General features: G+C 43.8%; 16 protein-coding genes. 13 read left to right on the forward strand and 3 right to left on the reverse strand.

What is annotated here, in order from left to right; all coding sequences use genetic code 11:
- Positions 1–51: 51 nt before the first annotated feature.
- Positions 52–2,472 (reverse strand): type I DNA topoisomerase, encoded by a 2,421-nt coding sequence (topA, locus tag ACSX1A_RS06390; protein ID WP_439882791.1) that lies wholly within the window; start codon positions 2,470–2,472, stop codon positions 52–54.
- A gap of 168 nt (positions 2,473–2,640) precedes the next feature.
- On the opposite strand from topA, the gene ACSX1A_RS06395 reads away from it, so the two are divergent.
- From ACSX1A_RS06395 to ACSX1A_RS06445, 11 genes are all read left to right on the forward strand, one after another.
- Positions 2,641–3,132 (forward strand): SixA phosphatase family protein, encoded by a 492-nt coding sequence (locus tag ACSX1A_RS06395; protein ID WP_439882792.1) that lies wholly within the window; start codon positions 2,641–2,643, stop codon positions 3,130–3,132.
- Between the two features lie 112 nt (positions 3,133–3,244).
- A complete protein-coding gene (locus tag ACSX1A_RS06400; protein WP_439882793.1) occupies positions 3,245–3,991 on the forward strand; it encodes a ParA family protein in 747 nt (248 codons plus the stop codon).
- Positions 3,992–4,115: 124 nt separating this feature from the next.
- Positions 4,116–8,651 (forward strand): HAMP domain-containing protein, encoded by a 4,536-nt coding sequence (locus ACSX1A_RS06405; protein ID WP_439882794.1) that lies wholly within the window; start codon positions 4,116–4,118, stop codon positions 8,649–8,651.
- Positions 8,651–9,229, forward strand: a complete 579-nt coding sequence (locus ACSX1A_RS06410; protein WP_439882795.1) for a chemotaxis protein CheW — start codon at positions 8,651–8,653, stop codon at positions 9,227–9,229. Before ACSX1A_RS06405 ends, ACSX1A_RS06410 begins: the two co-directional genes overlap by 1 nt.
- Positions 9,230–9,262: 33 nt before the next feature.
- Entirely contained in the window at positions 9,263–9,625 is a 363-nt protein-coding gene (locus ACSX1A_RS06415) for a response regulator (protein WP_439882796.1), read from the forward strand.
- A gap of 78 nt (positions 9,626–9,703) precedes the next feature.
- Entirely contained in the window at positions 9,704–11,338 is a 1,635-nt protein-coding gene (locus tag ACSX1A_RS06420; protein ID WP_439882797.1) for a chemotaxis protein CheA, read from the forward strand.
- A 34-nt stretch (positions 11,339–11,372) separates the two neighbouring features.
- Positions 11,373–12,026: a chemotaxis protein CheC gene (locus ACSX1A_RS06425; RefSeq protein WP_439882798.1), complete on the forward strand. Its 654-nt coding sequence runs from the start codon at positions 11,373–11,375 to the stop codon at positions 12,024–12,026.
- Positions 12,027–12,043: 17 nt separating this feature from the next.
- The gene (locus tag ACSX1A_RS06430; RefSeq protein WP_439882799.1) at positions 12,044–12,856 is read left to right on the forward strand and encodes a putative phage abortive infection protein; all 813 of its coding nucleotides are present in this window, start codon (positions 12,044–12,046) and stop codon (positions 12,854–12,856) included.
- A 153-nt stretch (positions 12,857–13,009) separates the two neighbouring features.
- A complete protein-coding gene (gene speE / locus ACSX1A_RS06435) occupies positions 13,010–14,344 on the forward strand; it encodes a polyamine aminopropyltransferase (RefSeq protein WP_439882800.1) in 1,335 nt (444 codons plus the stop codon).
- Positions 14,334–15,404 carry an agmatinase family protein gene (locus tag ACSX1A_RS06440; protein WP_439882801.1) on the forward strand — a complete coding sequence of 357 codons (1,071 nt, stop codon included), beginning with the start codon at positions 14,334–14,336 and terminating at the stop codon, positions 15,402–15,404. The genes speE and ACSX1A_RS06440 overlap by 11 nt, the downstream gene beginning before the upstream one ends.
- A 139-nt stretch (positions 15,405–15,543) precedes the next feature.
- Positions 15,544–15,876, forward strand: a complete 333-nt coding sequence (locus ACSX1A_RS06445; RefSeq protein ID WP_439882802.1) for a phage holin family protein — start codon at positions 15,544–15,546, stop codon at positions 15,874–15,876.
- Positions 15,877–15,980: 104 nt separating this feature from the next.
- On the opposite strand, the gene ACSX1A_RS06450 is transcribed toward ACSX1A_RS06445, so the two are convergent.
- On the reverse strand, positions 15,981–16,316 hold the full coding sequence (locus tag ACSX1A_RS06450; protein WP_439882803.1) for a four-helix bundle copper-binding protein: 336 nt from the start codon (positions 16,314–16,316) through the stop codon (positions 15,981–15,983).
- Positions 16,317–16,554: 238 nt separating this feature from the next.
- Here ACSX1A_RS06450 and recQ point away from each other — a divergent pair, with 238 nt between their 5' ends.
- Entirely contained in the window at positions 16,555–18,690 is a 2,136-nt protein-coding gene (recQ, locus tag ACSX1A_RS06455; protein WP_439882804.1) for a DNA helicase RecQ, read from the forward strand.
- 17 nt (positions 18,691–18,707) lie between these two features.
- On the opposite strand, the gene ACSX1A_RS06460 is transcribed toward recQ, so the two are convergent.
- Positions 18,708–20,144, reverse strand: coding sequence for a S8 family serine peptidase (locus ACSX1A_RS06460; protein ID WP_439882805.1), 1,437 nt, complete (start codon positions 20,142–20,144; stop codon positions 18,708–18,710).
- A 544-nt stretch (positions 20,145–20,688) separates the two neighbouring features.
- Between ACSX1A_RS06460 and ACSX1A_RS06465 the strand changes: the two genes are divergently transcribed.
- Positions 20,689–21,462, forward strand: a complete 774-nt coding sequence (locus ACSX1A_RS06465) for an XRE family transcriptional regulator (RefSeq protein ID WP_439882806.1) — start codon at positions 20,689–20,691, stop codon at positions 21,460–21,462.
- Positions 21,463–21,466: the final 4 nt, after the last annotated feature.

Consider the following 21,466-nt stretch of genomic DNA (forward strand, 5'->3'; position numbering starts at 1 on the left):
TATACTAGCTGTTTTTTTATCCGCAATAGGCAGCTCAAAAATATGTTAAGTTTATTTTTTAGAAGAAGCTTTTGCCTTGGTTGTCTTAGTGCCCTTAGCAGCCGCCTTCTTCTTAGCAGGTGCTTTCTTCTCTGCAGTAGTTGTCTCTGCCTTTTTCTTGAAACCTCCTCGACCTTTTTTCTCAGGGGTGGCTTCAGCAAGATCAAGACATTCCTGTAACGTTAGCTCCTGTGGTTCCTTTCCTTTAGGAATTTTGACATTCTTCTTGCCAACTACTATATAAGGACCGTAACGTCCATTTAGCACCTGCACATCTGGATTTTCATCAAAGGTCTTGATCATTTTCTCTGCATCGGCCTTTCTCTTTGCTTCAATCAAATCAATGGCCTCCTCAGCTGTTACAAGCATCGGGTCAAGGGTTTTAGGCAATGAGTAGAATTTGCTGTTGTGGCGGATATAAGGGCCGAATCTTCCTATGGCGGCAGTCATGTCCTTGTCTTCATAAACGCCAACTATACGAGGTAGTTTAAACAGATCCAGAGCATCCTCTAGAGTAATGTTCTCTATGAACTGGCCTTTTCGAAGGCTTGCATAGATTGGTTTTTCACCTGTCTCAGTATTTTCTTCTCCTAATTGAACATAAGGGCCGAACCTGCCTAACTTGGCAAGTATAGTTTTCCCGGTTGCCGGGTCTGCACCTATTTCTCGAGCGCCGGATACATCCGCTCTGGATATGGACTCGCTCGATTCGATGCGCTGATGAAACTTCTGGTAAAACTGATCCAGCATTTGTTCCCATTCCTTATGCCCCTGTGCAATTTCATCGAACTCAGCTTCTACACGTGCTGTGAAAGAATAATCAATCACGTTCGGGAAATGCTCTACCAGGAAGTCATTTACAACCATGGCAGTATCAGTAGGAAAAAGTTTCGCCTTTTCAGCTCCAGTGATTTCTGTTTTAGTTTGTTTGGATAAGGTGTCACTTTTCAGCGTAAGCACCTGGAACAGGCGCTCTTTGCCTTCACGTGAATCTTTCTCAACATAACCTCGCTTTTGTATCGTGGAGATGGTAGGAGCATAGGTAGACGGGCGGCCAATACCCATTTCCTCAAGTTTCTTAACTAAACTTGCTTCCGTATAGCGTGCCGGAGGACGACTAAAGCGCTGCGTAGCTGACATTTGTCGTAACCCAAGATTCTGGCCGATATGCAACGGAGGTAGCATGCCTTTAACATCTTCGTCAGACTCTTCCTCGTCAATTGATTCAATGTATACTTTAAGGAAGCCCTCAAATTTGATCACTTCTCCGGTAGCCTGCAATTTTTGATCAGGCTGTGTAGAGATGCCAATAGTGGCTGTTGTCTTCTCAATTTCAGCATCAGCCATCTGAGATGCAATGGCACGCTTCCAGATCAACTCATACAGTCGTTGTTCATTACGGTCAGTGCTGGCCTCCATTCTTGAGAAATCTGTTGGGCGAATGGCTTCGTGCGCTTCCTGTGCGGAAGCAGATTTGGTTTTGAAATGGCGAACTTTAACAAAACTATCGCCAAATGAACGCTTTATCTCAGTAGTAGCACCCTGAATTGCCTCCTCAGAGAGGTTGACAGAGTCCGTACGCATATATGATATCTTACCAGACTCATACAGGCGCTGTGCAACCGTCATGGTTTGTGCCACAGAGAAGTATAGCTTACGGCTGGCTTCCTGCTGCAGGGTAGAGGTTGTAAAAGGAGGTGCCGGGCTTCGCTTCAGAGGTTTTTTCTCTAAATTTTCGATCTGATAATCCGCTCCTATACATTTCTGTAAAAAGGCCTGCGCTTCTTCCTCAGTCTTAAATTTAGCTGGTAGTTCGGCACTTAGTGTCTTACCCGCTACATCAAAAATTGCTGTAATGCGGAAGGAGGACTCTGAGTTGAACCGCTCTATTTCTCTTTCACGCTCCACAACCAGGCGTACAGCTACAGATTGTACACGACCAGCTGAAAGACCAGTTTTAATTTTTTTCCAGAGTACCGGTGAAAGCTCAAAACCTACCAGCCGGTCAAGTATTCTACGAGCCTGCTGGGCATTAACAAGGTCCATGTCGATGCCTCTTGGTGTATTGATAGCATTGAGTATGGCATTCTTAGTGATCTCGCGGAAAACAATACGACGGGTTTTGGAATCATTCAGATTCAATGCCTCTGTCAGGTGCCAGGAAATGGCTTCTCCTTCACGGTCATCATCCGATGCTAGCCATACTGTTTCTGCCTCTTTAGCAAGTTTGCGTAACTGAGATACTACCTCTTTCTTGTCGCTTGAAACAACATATGTAGGTTTAAATCCATGTTCAACATCAATAGCGTTATTACCCTTTGGGAGGTCGCGCACATGACCAAAGCTGGATCGCACCACAAAATCTTTTCCTAAATAACCCTCGATCGTTTTCGCCTTGGCAGGCGACTCTACTATAACTAAGTTTTTTATCATCCTTTATATTTACAGGCAGGCTTGGCCGAAATTTGCCCAAAGTTCAAATATTTTTCTTAACAATTACAACCTGATTCGTATAACATAGGTTTAACATTAAAATTTATTTCAATAAGATAACATTACATTTAGCCAATAAGCATCTATACGGGCACATATTCCTTTTATATGCAAAGAAAAATACTCATCTGTCGTCACGCAGAAACTTTCGAGCCTTATCCATTTCAATCAGATTTTGAGCGTGAGCTAACACCCAATGGCACTAAGCAAGCTCGCGCAACTGGTGTATGGTTACGTGAAAATTTCAATAAGATTGACTATTGCCTGGTGAGTCCAGCCAAAAGAGCACAGGCGACTGCACGACTTATTGCTGACAAGATCTACTTTGACACCGAGAACATCACTTACGAGCCTGACTTGTATAACGCCCAGGAAAAACAGCTTCTGAAATGCCTGAGCAATTTACCACAGCATGTTAAATCGGTGTTATTGGTTGCACATAATCCTGGTATAACGCGCCTAGCCCGGGAACTGACGGATCGAATGGTTGGCTATCTGGAGCCGGCAAATGTATTAGCAGTAGAAATAGATCTGCAGGAATGGGAAGATATTTATATTACAACCGGTTTAGTGTCAGCTAAAAACATGCTGCATGCATAGTTTAACGGTATGTATTAGAGCGAATCCGCTTTTTATTGCACATTTTATTCTCTATATTTAATTCTTCTAAACATTTCTGTCTTGCACAGATTTCGTTATCAGTATAATCTGTATGAAAAATACTACTGTTGCTGTCATCAATCAAAAAGGCGGCACTGGCAAAACAACTACCACCATAAACCTCGGTAGTGCCCTTAGCAAACTCGGCAGAAAGGTGCTGTTAGTCGACCTGGATCCTCAAAGCAACTTATCTTACTCTTTAGCTGTCACTAATACGGATGGTACATTAGCTGACGTGTTTTTAGGCCATAAAAAGATCAAAGATATTCTTGTGGAGAAAGATGGCCTTTGGATAGCTCCCGGATCTAATGATCTGGTTGACATTGAAATATCTTTGGTGGGAGAGAAGGAGCGTGAGTTGTTTCTAAAGCAAATTCTCAAAGAGGCCGGCGATTTTGATATCATCCTGATCGATTGCCCTCCTTCACTTTCTGTTTTAACACTAAATGCCCTGACTGCTGCACAGGAAGTGCTTATTCCTTTACAAATGGAAGTGCTTACACTTCAGGGACTTGACCAGATCATGAACACAGTGGAGAAGGTTCGGAAAGCATTTAACCCGAAACTTAAGATAAAAGGAATCGTAGTGGTCATGTTTGATATTCGCAGGAAACTAAGCCAGGAAGTACTGGAGTATTTGCATCAGAATATTCAAGAGAAGATATTTTCGAACCATATACGCCTTAACGTAAAACTGGCTGAAGCGCCTTCGTTTGGTCAGAGCGTATTGGATTATGATACTTCCTCAAACGGTGCTAAAGATTATAAAGCGTTGGCTGAGGAGTTTTTGAATAGCTAACCAGCAAGCCAGTTAAGATTACTGATTTACCAATTAATAAATGTGTAAATTGCGATAATACTGTCGTACCGTACTGATAGTATTATCAGAATTATATAGATACCCATTCCAATAAAATAAACTTATGGCCTTAGGTAAAAACTTAAAGCTGAGCAAAGAAAAGCTCATAAGTGAAGTAGAAGCTAAACCTGAAAAGCCTGTAGCACCCAAAGCAAAGGATAATAACAAGGCTTCTGTGACTCAGGTGAAAGAAACTGCGTCTAAAACTGCGGGCAAAACTTCTGCTGAACCTGCTGCTACTAAAGCGACTCCTCCGGCTACGTTCATGGGAGACAATCAGGCCAGGGAGAGAGGAAGTAATAAGCAGGTGCTACCTAGCAATCCGGAATATATAAGTGAACAGCTTAATAAAGTGCTGTATGCACTGGATGCCTTTAAAAAAGGTGACATCTCTGTTCGCCTTACGAAACAAAACGATGATATTTTTGCCGAGATAGCTGAAGCCTACAACTCCATGGTGGAGATGATCGGTGGTGTGGGAGGCGAAGTATCCCGTATCTCCAAAGTGGCAGGTGTTGAAGGTAACCTGAAAGCCCGTGCTTCTGCCGAGAGTGCCTCCGGCTTCTGGAAGGACATGATCAACAACATCAATGGCCTTGTTGACTCAATTGCAGTACCAGTACTCGAAGTGGGTAAGGTACTTAAGAATATCTCGCGGGGTAACCTGGACGAGACATTCCAGATTCCGGTGTCCGGTGACTTTAAGGTGATGGCCGAAACCATTAACCGTACCATCGACAACCTGAACCTGTTTGCCGGCGAAGTAACGCGTGTGGCTCTGGAAGTGGGTACCGAAGGTAAATTAGGTGGTCAGGCATCGGTGCCAAATGTAGCCGGTATCTGGAAAGACCTTACCGATAATGTGAACACCATGGCCTCTAACCTGACTGCTCAGGTACGGGATATTGCCAATGTGGCAACTGCCGTGGCGAAAGGTGACCTGACGCAGAAGGTATCTGTGGATGTGAAGGGTGAGATCGCTCAGTTAAAGGACAACGTGAACCAGATGGTGGATTCACTTAACATCTTTGCTGATGAGGTAACACGTGTGGCCCGTGAAGTTGGTACCGAGGGTAAACTGGGTGGCCAGGCGAAAGTGCCGAACGTAGGTGGTGTCTGGAAAGACTTAACTGACAACGTGAACACGATGGCCAGCAACCTGACAAGCCAGGTGCGGGACATAGCTAACGTGGCAACTGCCGTGGCCAAAGGTGACTTAACGCAGAAAGTAACTGTAAATGTTAAAGGAGAGATAGCCGATCTAAAGGACATCATTAACCAGATGGTGGACTCTCTCAATATATTCGCCGGTGAGGTAACGCGTGTGGCACGTGAAGTAGGTACCGAAGGTAAACTTGGAGGACAAGCCAACGTGCCTAGAGTGGAGGGTACCTGGAAGGAACTGACCGACAATGTAAACTACATGGCCAGCAACCTTACCAGCCAAGTACGTGATATTGCCAACGTGGCAACTGCCGTAGCTAAAGGTGACCTGACACAGAAAGTTACTGTGGATGTGAAAGGTGAGATTGCTGAGCTGAAAAGTATATTAAATGACATGGTGGACCGCCTCAATGTATTTGGAGCGGAAGTTACCCGTGTGGCGCGTGAAGTGGGTACGGAAGGTATTCTGGGCGGTCAGGCTAATGTGCCGAACGTGGCCGGTATCTGGAAAGACCTCACTGACAATGTAAACTACATGGCCAGCAACCTCACCAGTCAGGTGCGGGACATAGCCAACGTGGCAACTGCCGTGGCCAAAGGTGACCTGAGCCAGAAAGTGACCGTGGATGTGAAGGGCGAGATTGCTGAGCTGAAAGTTAACGTGAACCAAATGGTGGATTCACTTAACATATTCGCAGGTGAGGTAACTCGTGTGGCCCGTGAAGTAGGTACGGAGGGTAAGCTTGGTGGACAAGCCAACGTGCCTATGGTTGCCGGTGTCTGGAAAGACCTTACCGACAACGTGAACACGATGGCCTCTAACCTGACGCAACAGGTACGTGATATTGCCAATGTTGCAACTGCCGTAGCGAAAGGCGACTTAACACAGAAGGTAACTGTAAATGTGCAGGGTGAGATAGCTGAGCTAAAGGAAAACATTAACCAAATGGTGGACTCGCTCAACATCTTTGCTGGTGAGGTAACCCGTGTTGCCCTGGAAGTGGGTACGGAAGGTAAACTGGGCGGTCAGGCCAATGTGCCGAATGTAGCTGGTGTCTGGAAAGACCTTACCGACAACGTGAACACCATGGCTTCTAACCTGACTGTACAGGTAAGGGATATTGCCAACGTGGCAACTGCCGTGGCCAAAGGTGACCTGACACAGAAGGTTACCGTGGATGTGAAAGGTGAGATAGCAGAACTGAAAGAGAATATCAACCGAATGGTTGATTCCCTGAATATATTTGGTGATGAGGTAACCCGTGTGGCACGTGAAGTAGGTACGGAAGGTAAGCTGGGTGGCCAGGCCAATGTGCCAAACGTGGGCGGAACCTGGAAGGAGCTGACTGATAATGTAAATATCATGGCCAGCAACCTTACGCTGCAGGTACGGGACATTGCAAAAGTAGCAACTGCCGTGGCCAAGGGTGACTTAACACAGAAAGTAACAGTAGAAGTACGTGGAGAAATTCTGGACCTGAAGGAAAACCTGAACCAGATGGTGGACTCGCTCAACATTTTTGCTGACGAAGTAACCCGTGTGGCGCGTGAAGTGGGTACGGAAGGTAAGCTGGGTGGCCAGGCCAATGTGCCAAAAGTAAGAGGTACCTGGAAGGAACTTACAGACAATGTGAACACGATGGCCTCTAACCTTACCAGCCAGGTGCGGGACATTGCAAAAGTAGCAACTGCCGTAGCTAAAGGCGACTTAACACAGAAAGTGTCTGTGGATGTGAAAGGTGAGATAGCAGAGTTAAAGGAAAACATCAACCGAATGGTAGACTCCCTTAACATCTTTGCCGGGGAAGTAACCCGTGTTGCCCTGGAAGTGGGTACGGAAGGTAAACTGGGCGGACAAGCAAATGTGCCGAACGTGGCCGGTGTCTGGAAAGACCTTACCGACAACGTGAACACCATGGCCTCGAACCTGACAACTCAGGTGCGTGGCATTGTAAAAGTTGTAACCGCTGTATCGAAAGGTGACCTGACGCAGAAACTAACCCTTGAAGCAAGAGGCGAGGTGGCAGAGTTGGCAGATACGATCAACACCATGGTTATTGACCTGAACAGGCTAGCCGGTGAAGTTAGCCGTGTGGCTCGTGTTGCCGGAGTGGAAGGAAAGCTGACAGAACGTGCGACATTACAGGGTGTTGGTGGTAGCTGGAAAGAACTTGTTGATACCCTGAACGACCTACTGGAATCAATTGTAACTCCAGTTCTGGAAGTTTCAAGAGTTGTGCGTGGTATTTCAGAAGGTGACCTGACGCAAAAAGTGGAAACACAAACAGCAGGTGACATTCTGGATATGGCAAATGCCCTGAACCTTGCCGTAGAAAACCTGAATGCGCTGTTAGGTGAAATAAATGACTCATCGCTTGTAGTAGGTAGTTCTTCTGAAGAAATGGCTTCAAAAGGGCTTGAAATGAATAAAGTAACGCTTGATGTTGCTCTTGCAATGCAACAAATGGCAGAGGGAGCACAGAACCAGGCCCTTAAAACTGACCAGGCTTTTAAATTGATCGAGGAGATCATGAAGGCTACCAAAGAAACTGCGAATCGTGCGGAGGTAGTGAACAAATCAGCGAAGGTGGGTGAGGAAACCTCTCAGTTAGGTTTAAAGACTGTAGCTGAAGTGGTAAAGAACATGGAAGAGATCTCAAGTTCTGCTTCTCTTACATCTAAGACCATTGAAGTACTTAGCACCCGTTCGCAGGAAATATCCAAATCGTTAGGTGTTATTACAGATATTGCTGCTCAGACTAACCTACTTGCCTTGAATGCTGCTATTGAGGCTGCAAGGGCAGGAGAGGCAGGCAGAGGCTTCGCGGTTGTAGCTGAAGAGATCAGAAAGCTGGCCGAGGGCTCACGTAAATCAGCAAGTGAGATTGCCACATTGGTTGAAGACGTTAAAAAAGATACTGCTTCTGCTGCTACTGCCATTTCTACAATGGAAGGCCGGGTACTGAAAGGAAAGAATGCTACGTTTGAAGCGTCCGGAGCCTTTAAAAACATTGCCGCCTCCAGTGGAGAAACACTTCGAACTGCACAGGATATCCTGACAGCAACCGAAGTACAGAAATCTACGATTGGTGACGTTGTGAAGTATGTGGAAGAAGTAGTAGCCATTGCAGAACAAACTGCATCGGGTACGCAGCAGGTGGCAAGCACAGCGAAACAGTTGTCAGCATCTATGCAAGTGCTTACATCATCTTCTCAGAACCTGAACGACATTGCCGCCGACCTGCAGATAAGCATATCCGCATTCAAACTTGTTGATGGCAACCTGATCTTCCACAGTAATAATAAAGGACGTAAAATGCTGTCGATACCTGCAAGTCAGAAATCTGAAAGAACTACAACAGGAAATACAAGACAGGCAACAGCCTCTAAAGGTCCAAACGGTTCCATTTTAACAAGTGAAATCAGGAAGAAGTAATGCCTAAATCAAAGAAGAAGGAAGAAACTGCAGTCGTTGTAAATGAAGGCTTTAATTCTGCGCAACAGGATACAGGAGCCAAAGCGGAAGCTGCAAAGGCGGTGGAAGTTGATGAAATGGTACACCTGATCGTATTTAAATTAGGTGCAGAGTATTATGCCATTAAAATTGAGCAGGTAAAGGAAGTAACTGTTACTCCTGAAATTACAAGAATGCCTCGCACACCAGAATTTGTAAAAGGCGTAGCAAATATCAGGGGAGACATCATCGCCATAGTGGATCTGGAACAGCGATTTGGAATAAGGCCGGCACCAGTAGTGGATGAACTCCATGCTAACCTGACCTATACGCTCGTAATTGAGGCAAAAGATTACAGCATAGGTGTAGTAGTGAAGGAAATGCCTCAGTCTCTTAACCTGGGCATGTCTAAGATTGACAAGGCACCATCCTTTTTACAGGACACCAACATTCAGGAGTCATACATAGAAGGAATAGCCAAGGTTGATAACCGACTGATCATTGTGCTGGACATGTTCCGTATCCTTTCAGGGGATGAGATAAAACAGTTAGCAAGCTAAATAATAATTAGACCCATTAAATACTTACAAAGTATGAAAAGAATATTAGTGGTAGATGATTCCTTCTACATGCGCACCATGTTAAAAAACATGTTGACCGATGCCGGCTACGAAGTAGTAGGTGAGGCCCCAAATGGTCAAACGGCTTTGGAATTGGCTAAAGAAACAAACCCTGATCTTATCACCCTGGATGTGATCTTACCTGATAATACGGGCTTGGATGTTCTGAAAGGAATTAAAAAAGATCAGCCAGACATGAAAGTGATAATTGTGAGCGCTGTTGGTCAGGAGGTTATTGTGAACGAGGCGCTAGAGTATGGTGCGCTATCTTATATCGTAAAACCTTTCTCGGAAGAAAAAGTGCTTGAGGCCGTTAGCAAAGCTCTTGCTGAATAGCCACAGGTAATTCTTAAATATCAAGCGAAGAGCTGCTGCAGGTCTGCTCATGCACCCAGTGCACCCTGACAGGTTTATATGAAGTCGAGAGAACAGGAATACAAAGAAATATTTATTGCTGAAGCGTTAGAGTATTATGATGCTCTTAACAGGCATATCAGCGAACTGGAGAAGGACCCGCAGGATAGTCGTATTCTGGCGGAGGTATTCCGTTTACTCCACAACCTGAAAGCAAACGCCAAAGCAATTGGTTACCTCCAGATCTCTGATGTTTCTCATAAGCTTGAAACGGCCTTCAGCCTAATCAGGAACAAGGAGCTTAGCTTTAGTGATGAAGTAGTAATGGTGCTTTTTGACGGGGTAGATATGCTCGGGGAACTGATCACGAACATTGACAGCCCTACACCCGTTGAGCCTGATCCACTGCTACTCCGTAATCTTGACATTATTGTAGACAGTCTTTCAGATAGTACCATTGAACTGACAAAGGTTCAGAAGTATACTACCTCTAAAAGCCTGTCGCTGTCTGACCTGATTTATATTCAGATCAAAAAACTTGACCACCTATTAAACCTGGTAGGAGAGTTGATGATTGACCGTGACAGGATCTTGTCTATCAGTAAGGAACTCAACAACGAAGACCTGAAAAACGTCAGTTCTCACTTATACCGGATTACGGAAGAGTTGCAGTACAGTGTGATGGATGCCCGCCTTGTGAATATAGGCACACTGTTCAATAAGTTTCCAAGGATAGTGCGTGACATTGCTTTTGCTGAAAATAAAGAAGTTAATCTGGAAATGATTGGGCAGAACATTCAGATTGACAGAAATATTCTTCAGATCATCACCGACTCGCTGCTGCACCTTGTAAGAAATGCGATCACACATGGCTTAGAAAAACCAGCCGAACGTGAACGTAGCGACAAACCAAAAGCAGGTAAACTATTACTGGAAGCCCGAAATGATAAAGACAATGTTGTGATCACTTTGTCAGACGACGGTAAAGGAATAGATCTGAAGCAGGTTAAAAGAGCGGCGGTACAACGCAATCTTATTTCTGCAGATTCAGCAGAGAACTTGCCTGACACAGAAGTGCTTTCTTTTCTTTTTGAGCCGGGTTTTTCCATGGCGAAAGAAGTTACAGAATTTTCCGGAAGGGGCGTTGGATTGGATGTGGTTAAAAATGCGATTGATTCCATTGGTGGCCGACTGAAAATTGATTCCCAAAAAGGTAAAGGCACAACATTTACCTTACAGTTGCCAACTTCTATTGCTGTTAAGGGGGCGCTGTTATTTGAAGTGGATGAGATATTTTATGCTATTCCACTCATCCACACCGAACAGGTGATTGCATTGGATGTGGATGAGCTGCATGAAGTAGGTGATATGCTGGTAGCAGACCTGAATGGGGAAACTGTTACGGTGGTTTATCTCCATGAACTTCTGAATACATCTGAGACTGAAATGAAACTCGGTGACAAGACCAAGTTAAAAGGGCACGTACAAAACATCATTGTGGTGTCATACAACAACAGAAAGCTTGGGTTAATTGTAGATAAGCTGTACAGGCAACAGGATATTGTGGTGAAGCCACTTAGTAAGCCTTTGGATAAAGTAGACCTGTACGGTGGCGTGACTTTATTGGGAACAGGTCGGGTTTGCCTGGTACTTGATGTGCCGGCAGTTACCCGATACTTTATTAGTAAAAGATGAGCAGCGGGAGGAGATGGAACTTAAACCCATTAACATGATAAGTAAAATGGAGCCTCAGGTATCGGATCTGGAAAGAGATATTATTAAAGAGATCATAAACATCGGACTGGCGCGGGCAGCGGACTCTTTTGCTGCTATTGCCAGGGACAAGGTACTTCTGAAAGTCCCCGATATTCAATTGATCGAGATTAAGGAGCTTATAGAACTCGTAAGGCGGTATGAAAACACACACAACATCATACAGTCTGAAATAAAGGGTGAATTCAATGGGGCCACACTCATGTTATTCTCCGATGATCATGTAGTAAGACTTTCAGAGGTGTGCCTTAGCATGCTGGATGTTCAGAAAGGAGAGCTTTCTGTAATGCAGGAGTCATTACTTCTGGAGATCAGCAATATAATTACCGGTGCCTTAGTTACACAGTTAGCAAATATCTTAAAAACCAATATCTACGGTTCTCCTCCAATAGCTCCTAAAACAAGTATTGCAGATTCATTGCGGGATATTCTGGTACAACACCCACTTTTTCAGCCACTCGTGTTTACTGTGATCACCAGGTTTACACATGACAAGAGAAGTGTAGAGCTTCCTTTATTGCTGTTCTTTGACACTAAAACCCTGATCAAGATTTTGGAGATCATACGAACATTTGAATTGGGTAAAAATAATCTAGCAGAAAATGATTAAATACTTTTTCCCTATTAATGCCTAAACCTGGTCAAAAGCTCAGCAGATACGAGATCAGCGGTTACGCCCTTATTATTGCCGGTATTGTGGTACTGATTTGGGGTACTGTTAAGTTTGACCTGTTTCATGAACTATACCTAGATCCTGCCCAAAGAAGGGGAGGCGTATTTGGCGAATACGGAGAATTTATCGGTGGCATTGTTGGCTCTCTGTGGGCGCTTGCCGGCGTTTTCCTGTTCTTTGCTACTCTTACCTACCAAAAACATGAGTTTGAGCTTCAGCGCTCAGAATTGCACAAAACTCAAAAGATATTTCAGCAGCAGAATTTCTCTACTTTATACATCAGCTTCGTAAACAAGCACAACGACATCATCGATTCGCTGACAGCCTACGATATTAATGAGAGTGTCTGGAAAGGGAGCAATTTTTTTGTCTTCTTTCATGAAAAAGTACTTACTTCTTTTGTGCAGAAAGTAAGGGGGCTTGAAAATGCTGAGAAAACAGAAGAAAATCTGCTTAGTATTTTTGAAGACTATTTTACCTACCACTTTAGCTTTTATCAAAACAGCCTCGACCCTTACCTAAAGAATTTAAGTGTTCTCTTCAAGCTCATTCAGCGTTACCGCTCCGAAACACAGGATGAGGGGGAATACTACAGTTTTATCACCAAAGCCAGTTTCACCCAGTCTGAACTGTTCCTGATCTACCATGTGGCTAAGTTTAACCTGCTCAGGGAGTTTGTTGCTTTCGATGATTCTTTTAATGTGTTTGAAGACCTTTCAGAAGAATACAAAGCTTCCTATGTTGTCGGACAGGAACTAAGCAACTGATTTTAATGTAAAGTTGCTGGAGTCAGAACAGTTAAAATTAAACGTGTTGGTAATCAGAAGAGTATGAGTAAGCAGTCTCGTTTTACTTTTGATTATAGCGCTATATTTTGTTTTTTTGCTCTCTTATAGATTTTTAACCATTCATACCCATTGATGAACGCTTTAGGTAGACACATTTTAGTTGAATTTTACGATTGCTCTCCTGAATTAATGAACGATGTCGTTCATATTGAGAACAGCATGGTTGCAGCAGCTGAAACAGCAGGTGCAACTGTAATTAACAGTACTTTTCATCACTTCTCACCTTACGGCGTGTCTGGTGTTGTTGTGATACAGGAGAGCCACCTGGCTATTCATACCTGGCCTGAGTACGGTTATGCTGCTGTAGACCTTTTCACGTGCGGCGACTCAGTAGACCCATGGGTATCTTATACTTACCTGAAAGAAGCATTTGAGGCAGGCCATGGCTCCTCGATGGAATTGCGACGCGGGCAGTTAAACCTGCTCAAACGCAACGACTTTAACCTGGAGGCCCTGCGTGATGTATCTGCAAAACCGGATGCGGAATTAGGCACCATTACAAGGGATGTATGGTTTACCGAACGAGATGAGAACATAGCTCTTTCTTTAAAGCACTCTGGTAACCAGCTATACAAAAAAGACTCTCCGTTTCAGCGTGTAGAAGTGTTTGAAACACTTGCATACGGCAATATGCTGACCTTAGACGGCATGGTTATGTGTACTCAAAAAGATGAGTATGTGTACCATGAGATGATCACCCATGTTCCTATGTTCAGTCATACTAAAGCCAAGCGTGCGCTTGTTATTGGTGGTGGAGATGGCGGTACGGTAAGGGAATTACTACGCCACGAGCAACTTGATGAAGTAACACTGGTTGAGATTGATGAGTTAGTGATCGAAGCGTGTAAATTACATTTGCCGGAAACTGCCGTTGCGTTTGATAACCCACGTTTAAACCTGCTGGTGGAAGACGGCATCAAGTATATTCACGATTGTGAAGATGGGCGTTACGATCTGATCATTATTGACTCTGCCGATCCGGTTGGTCCGGGTGAAGGTTTGTTTACTGCTGAATTTTATCAGGAAGTACACCGTTGCCTGACACCTGATGGTGTGATGATCACACAATCTGAGTCACCACGATTTAACAGTGCTGTTTTCGTAGAGATTTACGAAACGTATAAGCGGATCTTCGGAGATACTAAAGTGCATTGCTACCTGGCAGGCATCCCAACTTACCCAACAGGTACTTGGAGCTTCTCTTATTGTTCAAAAGGAGATTCTCATCCACTATTGTACGATAAGGCGGCTGCAGCTAAGTTTTCTGAGGCACAAGGCTTAAAGTATTATAATGAGGATATCCATGCTGCTGCATTTGCGCTTCCAAACTTTGTAAAGGAGCTTCTGGCAGATGGATCTAAAAATAGTATCAAAGCTTATTCAGCTGAATCTACCAATGAACAGTAAAGAGCAGAAAATAGCTAATTTTGACCCGAATGGGGTTGGAGATATCAGCGGTGGGTTATTCGGACTTCCATTTACGATTGAAGAATCGGAAGTAGTGATAATTCCTACTCCCTGGGAAGTAACAGTTTCTTATAGTGCCGGTACCGCTCAAGGACCACAAGCTGTAAAAGACGCTTCTCCGCAATTAGACTTATTTGAACCAGGCATTAAAGATGCCTGGAAGCTAGGAGTGGCCATGGAAGATATTTCCGAGGAATGGTCCGCTACCAGCGATACATTACGCCAGAAAGCTGAAGCATACATCAACTGGTTAGAGGCCGGTAGCCCTGAAGTTGGCAAATCTGAATTCGAGAATCTGCCTGCAGAAGTTACCGCTAAAGGAGAGGAGTTCCTGCAGTGGTTAAAGCAACGTTCGCTGGCATACCTTAACCAAGGGAAACTGGTGGGTGTTTTGGGCGGAGATCATAGTACACCACTGGGATTAATGCACGCGCTGGCAGAGAAGCATGATGAGTTTGGTATACTTCAGGTAGATGCCCATGCTGATTTACGTGATGCTTATGAAGGATTCACGTATTCGCATGCCTCTATCATGTTCAATGCTCTTAAATTACCGCAGGTAAAGAAACTGGTTCAGGTGGGTATTCGTGATCTTTGCCAGGCAGAAGCTGATCTGGCAGATCAGTCTAACGGGCGTGTTACTGTTTTTTATGACGCAACGCTAAAAGAGAATTTATATGCGGGAGACAGCTGGAAAAAAGAATGCAAAAAAATCATAGCCCAGTTGCCTCAGAAAGTGTATATCAGCTTTGATATTGATGGCCTTGATCCGAAGCTTTGTCCTGCAACAGGTACACCAGTGCCTGGCGGTCTGGAGTTTGAGCAAGCTGTTTTTCTTATCAAGCAACTTGTTAAATCCGGAAGGGAAATAATTGGTTTTGACCTCTGCGAAGTTGCTCCAGGTGACAGTGAGTGGAATGGTAACGTAGGAGCACGCATGTTACAGAAGCTTTGCAATTGGATGGCCGTTTCTCAGAAAAAGCTGGAAGCTCAGTTTTAACGCGAAACAGTCAGATTAGAATCGCAAAAATAAAGATAAACCCCATGAAGCCAGGTTCTTCATGGGGTTTATCTTTATACCGGATGCTTACGTATATATTATCATACTTTAATAAGGCTATATTCAAAATAATTAAGTTATGGGATTTATCATTAAGCTATTAATAACGGCAGCTGCAGCAATGCTAAGTGCTTATATTCTTCCGGGTGTACACATAGACAGTTTTCTCACTGCATTGATTTTGGCCTTAGTGCTTGCTGTATTGAACGCCATCGTACGTCCGGTGCTAGTGTTTCTTACTATTCCGGTTACAGTTCTTACGCTGGGACTTTTCCTGTTGGTAATAAATGCTTTGATCATACTTTTAGCTGATTGGCTAGTAGCAGGTTTCGACGTGTCGGGTTTCTTTGCCGCCTTGCTCTTTAGCCTGGTACTATCAATTATCACAGCCATTATAGATATGATATTCTAAATAACTGTAAACGTAATGGATAGGTACGGCATTTGATTTGTACTTATAGACATAAAAAAGAGCCCCTGTTTAAGAAACAGGGGCTCTTTTTTATGAAATGATATTTATTTCTTGCTCATCCATTCTTCACAGGCATCAGCAGTTTCCTTACAGATGTCTGCACAATGTTGGCAATGCTCAGCCTCGTGCTTACGGCACTCTTCTTCACAAATGCGGCAAATTTCAACACACTCCCGCATAACATGTTTTGCGTGCTCTGAATTGCGCGCTACAAAACGCGCCGTAGTGATACAAATGTCAGCACAGTCCCGGTCAATCATAATGCAGCGGGCCATTTTTTTTACATCATCCTCTTGTAAACAAAGGGTTGCACAGGTTTCGCATGCAGTCATGCATTTAACTAAGACATGCTCCAGGTTGTTTGTTATCTCTGATTTCATAGTTTGTAATTATATGTTTTGTTGGTGTTAGATACGGCTGCACTACTGCATTGTTATTTTTAGGTGTTTCTGGGCACATCGAATTAATTAGAGCTAATGAATTAAAAATGAATAGCTGATGTAAGAAGAATCTGAAATGGATTGCAGCCTTCGTTCGTAATTGCGGTGGCTTATGGTTATCTTTGAAACATATATAGCATAGCTTTAGCAGGTGGAACTGCCAATTGAAAGATAGAGGATGATAACAATTCGAGAGGCCAGGGAGGCGCTAAAATTATATTTTGGATATGAGCAATTTCGTCCGATGCAGGAGCAAATTATTGCTGATGTGCTGCAGCGGAAGGATGTTGTTGTATTGATGCCTACTGGCGGCGGGAAATCAGTTTGTTTCCAGGTGCCTGCTGTTGTTATGCCGGGTGTTTGTGTGGTGGTATCACCGCTTATCGCCCTGATGAAGGACCAGGTAGAAGCTTTGCTCGTAAACGGAATTCAGGCTGCTTACATTAACAGTTCCCAAAGCGCTGAACAGCAGTATACGATAGAGAATGAGTGCCTTGCCGGTAAGCTGAAGCTGCTTTATGTATCTCCAGAGAAATTACTTTCCTCTGGGTTTATGTCATTCCTCAAGCGGCTGAATGTATCTTTATTTGCAGTAGACGAGGCACACTGTATCTCGGCCTGGGGCCACGACTTCCGCCCGGAGTATACACAATTAAAAGCGCTGAAGCAGCAATTCCCTTCGGTACCGGTCATCGCACTTACGGCTACGGCTGACAAGCTCACGCAGAAGGATATTCAGGAGCAATTACACTTACATAATCCTAATGTTTTTACCGCGTCCTTTGACAGGCCTAACATTAACCTGATGGTGAAGCCGGGCAGGGACCGTTTTAACCGGATCACTGATTTTTTGGAGAGGAGGCATAAACAGCCGGGTATTATCTATTGCCTGAGTCGCAAAGCAACAGAATCTCTGGCCCAGAAATTAAAGTCTAGCGGTTACAGCGCCACATACTATCATGCAGGCATGTCACCTAACCTCCGGGCTAAGGCGCAGGATGATTTTCTTAAGGACAATGTGCAGATTGTGTGTGCCACGATCGCCTTCGGCATGGGCATAGACAAGTCGAATGTGCGTTGGGTGATCCATTATAACCTGCCAAAGAACATCGAAGGATATTACCAGGAAATAGGCCGCGCGGGTAGGGATGGTGCAAAATCAGATGCATTGCTTTTTTACAGTTTTGCAGATGTGATGAACATGCGTAATATGCTGCAGGATAACCAGGGTAAAGAAACACAGACGGAACTGCAGTTGGTGAAGCTTGAACGGATGCAACAGTTTGCAGAAGCTGCAGCATGCCGCCGCCGGATTCTGTTACAATATTTTGGTGAAACGATGACCAATGACTGCGGCAACTGTGATATATGCCGCAACCCACCAACACGATTTGACGGAACCCTGATAGCTCAAAAAGCTTTGTCTGCCATAGCCCGAACAAACGAACAGGTGAACTTAGGCTTACTGGTCGATGTATTGCGCGGTGCGCGTACAAGCCAGGTTATGCAGGCTGGTTTTGATCGGGTGAAAACCTATGGTGCAGGGCGCGACATTAACACACTTGACTGGCACCGTTACCTGCATCAGTTATTGAACGAAGGGTATATGGAAATGGCCTATGACCAAGGGTATACGCTGAAGCTTACAGAACAAAGCAAGCAGGTTTTATTTGAGGGAAGGAAGGTGCAACTTGTTAAATTTGATGAAATTAAACAGGAAGAGTCAGCAGTTAAAGCCCGCCCTAAGCGTGAGTTGATCAAAGATGCACTTTTTGAATCATTAAGAACACTTCGTAAAAGTCTGGCGGATGAATACGGTGTGCCACCGTATGTGATCTTTACCGATACTACCCTCCAGGAGATGGCGGCTGAACGTCCTACTAATAAGATATCCATGCTTGCCATATCAGGAGTAGGAGCCCAGAAGTTTGATCGTTATGGCGATACTTTTATCAGCAAGATCATTGATTTTATAAATGAGGAGCAGGCAAAGGGAAATAAAATTAAAGGTGCCACCCATTTAGCTACGTTGGAGTTGCTGCAAAGCGGCTTAAGCATAGACGAAATTGCTAAACTTCGCAATTTAAATCCTGTAACTGTTTTCTCGCACCTGGCTACTCTTTACGAGCAAGGTTATCCGGTAAAGATAAATGCGTATGTAAATAAAGCAGAGTATAGTATAATTTCTAAGGCAATCGAAAAATTAGGGCCAGATGCCAAACTGAAAGATCTTTTTGAATGCTTACATGAAAAATATGAGTACTATAAGATCAGGCTATCCTTATCCATTTACAAGAAGGAGCATAATCTTTAGCGCATATTAAAGAATTCTTATTTTACAGATGCTATCGGGTCAGGTTTGTCATCCTTGTCCTCAGTAATCGTGCCTTGCGTGAACACGGTTGCGCGTAAAAGAAGTATACCTGCTACGTGAGGTGCAGCAAAGGAAGTACCGTTTCCTCCACTTCCAACATTACCACCCTTTGTCGTAACAGTAACATTAACGCCTGGCGCAGCAAAATCCACTGACAGACCATAGTTGGAGGATGACCACATGCGGTTATAATTGTCCATAGCTGAAATAGTATACACCCCTGTTGCATCTACCCGGGCAGGAGAGGAAGAGGAGCAATCCACGCCTGTATTGCCTGCTGCAACAGCAAACAAAATACCCTTAGCTGCAGCTGCTTTCACAGCATTATCGAGGCTTGTTGAAATCCCGCTTCCTAAACTGAGATTAACAACCTCGCCGGGCTTAGCATATATACTTGCATGGTTTACAGCTGATATGGCCCTGGACACAGTACCCTTTCCGGCATCATCAAAAATTCGAAGAGCCACAATTGTAGCATTGGAGGCTACCCCTAACATGCCTGAACCATTATTTTTAGCTGCTATGATGCCCGCCACTGAAGTTCCATGACCGTAACCATCTTCTATAGAGCTATTGCCATAAATAAATGAAACACTCCGGTTCAAATCAATATTCAGGTCCGGGTGATCTGTATCAATACCTGAGTCGATCACCCAGACAGTTTTCCCTGTTCCGTCTCCATACCCAACACGCTCGATGTTCCATGGCACCAGTTCACCTGTAGCAGGTATAACAGTAGTATATGAACTTGCAGCAGGAGCAGGTTCAGGAGAAGGTGCAGGTTCAGGAGTAGGAGTAGGAGCAGGTTCAGGAGTAGGAGTAGGTGCAGGAGCAGGTTCAGGTGTAGGAGTAGGTGCTGGCTCAGGTGTAGGAGTAGGTGCAGGTTCAGGTGTAGGAGTAGTAGGTTCTTCCTTTGGTTTTGGCTGCGAAATGCTGCCTCTACCACCATGCTTTATCCCCATAAGGTAATCTTTTACCTTGCCGTCAGGTAGTGAAAGGAATCTGTCTCTTTCGATATAGGCCACACTTGGGTTCTTGAGCAGACGCTGCACCTGTATATCAGTGAGGTGAGCCGAAAAACCATTGACAACCCCTTCAAAATTCTGAATTACATTACCCGGGTCAATATCAGTACTTTTTAATGTGCGTCCACGTAACTCCGTATAACTTTTGTGATCATGCTCAACTGAACTACTATTTTGCTGAACACCTTCAGCTTTAAGCACTACAATATACTGACCTTCAATTATTTGCCCGGTTTCATTGCCGTAAGAAATAGGTTCTGCTTGAAATTGGTTATTAAGCAAATCCTCTTTCTGGCAGCTACAAAGGATTAATGCAGCTGTTGTTACTAGCAGAAAAGATGCTCTTCGGGGTGCGAAAGAGATAAACATAGGTTGAGCGTCGGGTGAAAATAATTAAGTCTTTAGTAAACCTTTTGTCAGAATTCCCGTAACCGGTGCTTCAATTAAAAAGTTCATGCTATGCCAACAATATTGGCTAAAAAAACTGCAAATAATAAGTATAGCTTACTGCTCACGAATTGTCTTTGGATCAAGTCCATTTTTATTTAGAAAATGGACTTAACTGTAGTAAACAAAATTGCACTGATTTTTAAACAATAAAATATGAAAGCTCTATTATAATCAGCTAGCAGCTTATATACATAAAGATAGATAGATAATTACACCGGAAACAAGCTGATTTATAGAAGTATAAAAAGGATATGTATAAATAAAATAATATATTTATATGTGAGTTTAATTGCAACTAAATTGATTCAAACTAATATTTGAATTATTATAATATCCAAAAAAGCTAAAATTAAATGCTAACTAGGTTAGCTTTAAATAAATTTAATTAGTACATTTACAAAGTAAAGAACTAATTAAGCCTTATTAATTAGACATTAGCTAAAACAGTTGGCAATTTAGATATATGGTAACTTCAAATCTTAGGTATTTGCGGAAGCAGGCTGGGTTCACACAAGCTCAATTAGCTGAAAAGTTAGACATTAAACGCTCTTTGGTAGGGGCTTATGAAGAGGGTAGAGCAGAACCTAAATTGTCTACTTTAGTCAATATTTCAAAACTTTTTGATGTCTCCCTTGACCAGCTGATCACTGTAGACCTTTCGGTAGACGGCATACAATCAAGTTCCGGATCGGGTAGTGCTGGAGGTAAGCTGCGTGTACTAGCAATTACAGTAGATGAGGACCAGCGTGAGAATATTGAGCTTGTGCCACACAAGGCAAGAGCAGGTTATCTTAATGGTTATGCAGACCCTGAATTTATTGAAGAACTGCCACGTTTCAGGTTGCCTATGCTAGGCAATACTGGTACATTCAGGGCCTTTGAGATCAGTGGAGATTCAATGCTTCCGATTGCCTCCGGCGCTGTTATAGTTGGTCAGTTTATTGAAGACTGGGCTTCTATTAAAGATGGCACACCTTGTATACTTGTGAGCGAGAAAGAAGGAGTTGTTTTCAAGCGTGTTTATAACAAGATCAAAGACTCTTCTGTTTTGCGTTTACATTCGGATAACCCGGTGTACTCCCCTTATGAAATTGGAGTAGAAGATGTGCTCGAGATATGGGAGGCTAAATCATACATTAGCAGCTCTTTTCCTATTGCAGACCTTTCTCTCGATAAATTGTCCTCTATCGTATTGGATCTTCAAAAGGAAGTACAGAAGCTTAAAAAAGCCGAATAAGGTA

Origin of the sequence: Pontibacter sp. MBLB2868 (assembly GCF_051904785.1) — a bacterium.
Taxonomy (GTDB): Bacteria; Bacteroidota; Bacteroidia; order Cytophagales; family Hymenobacteraceae; genus Pontibacter.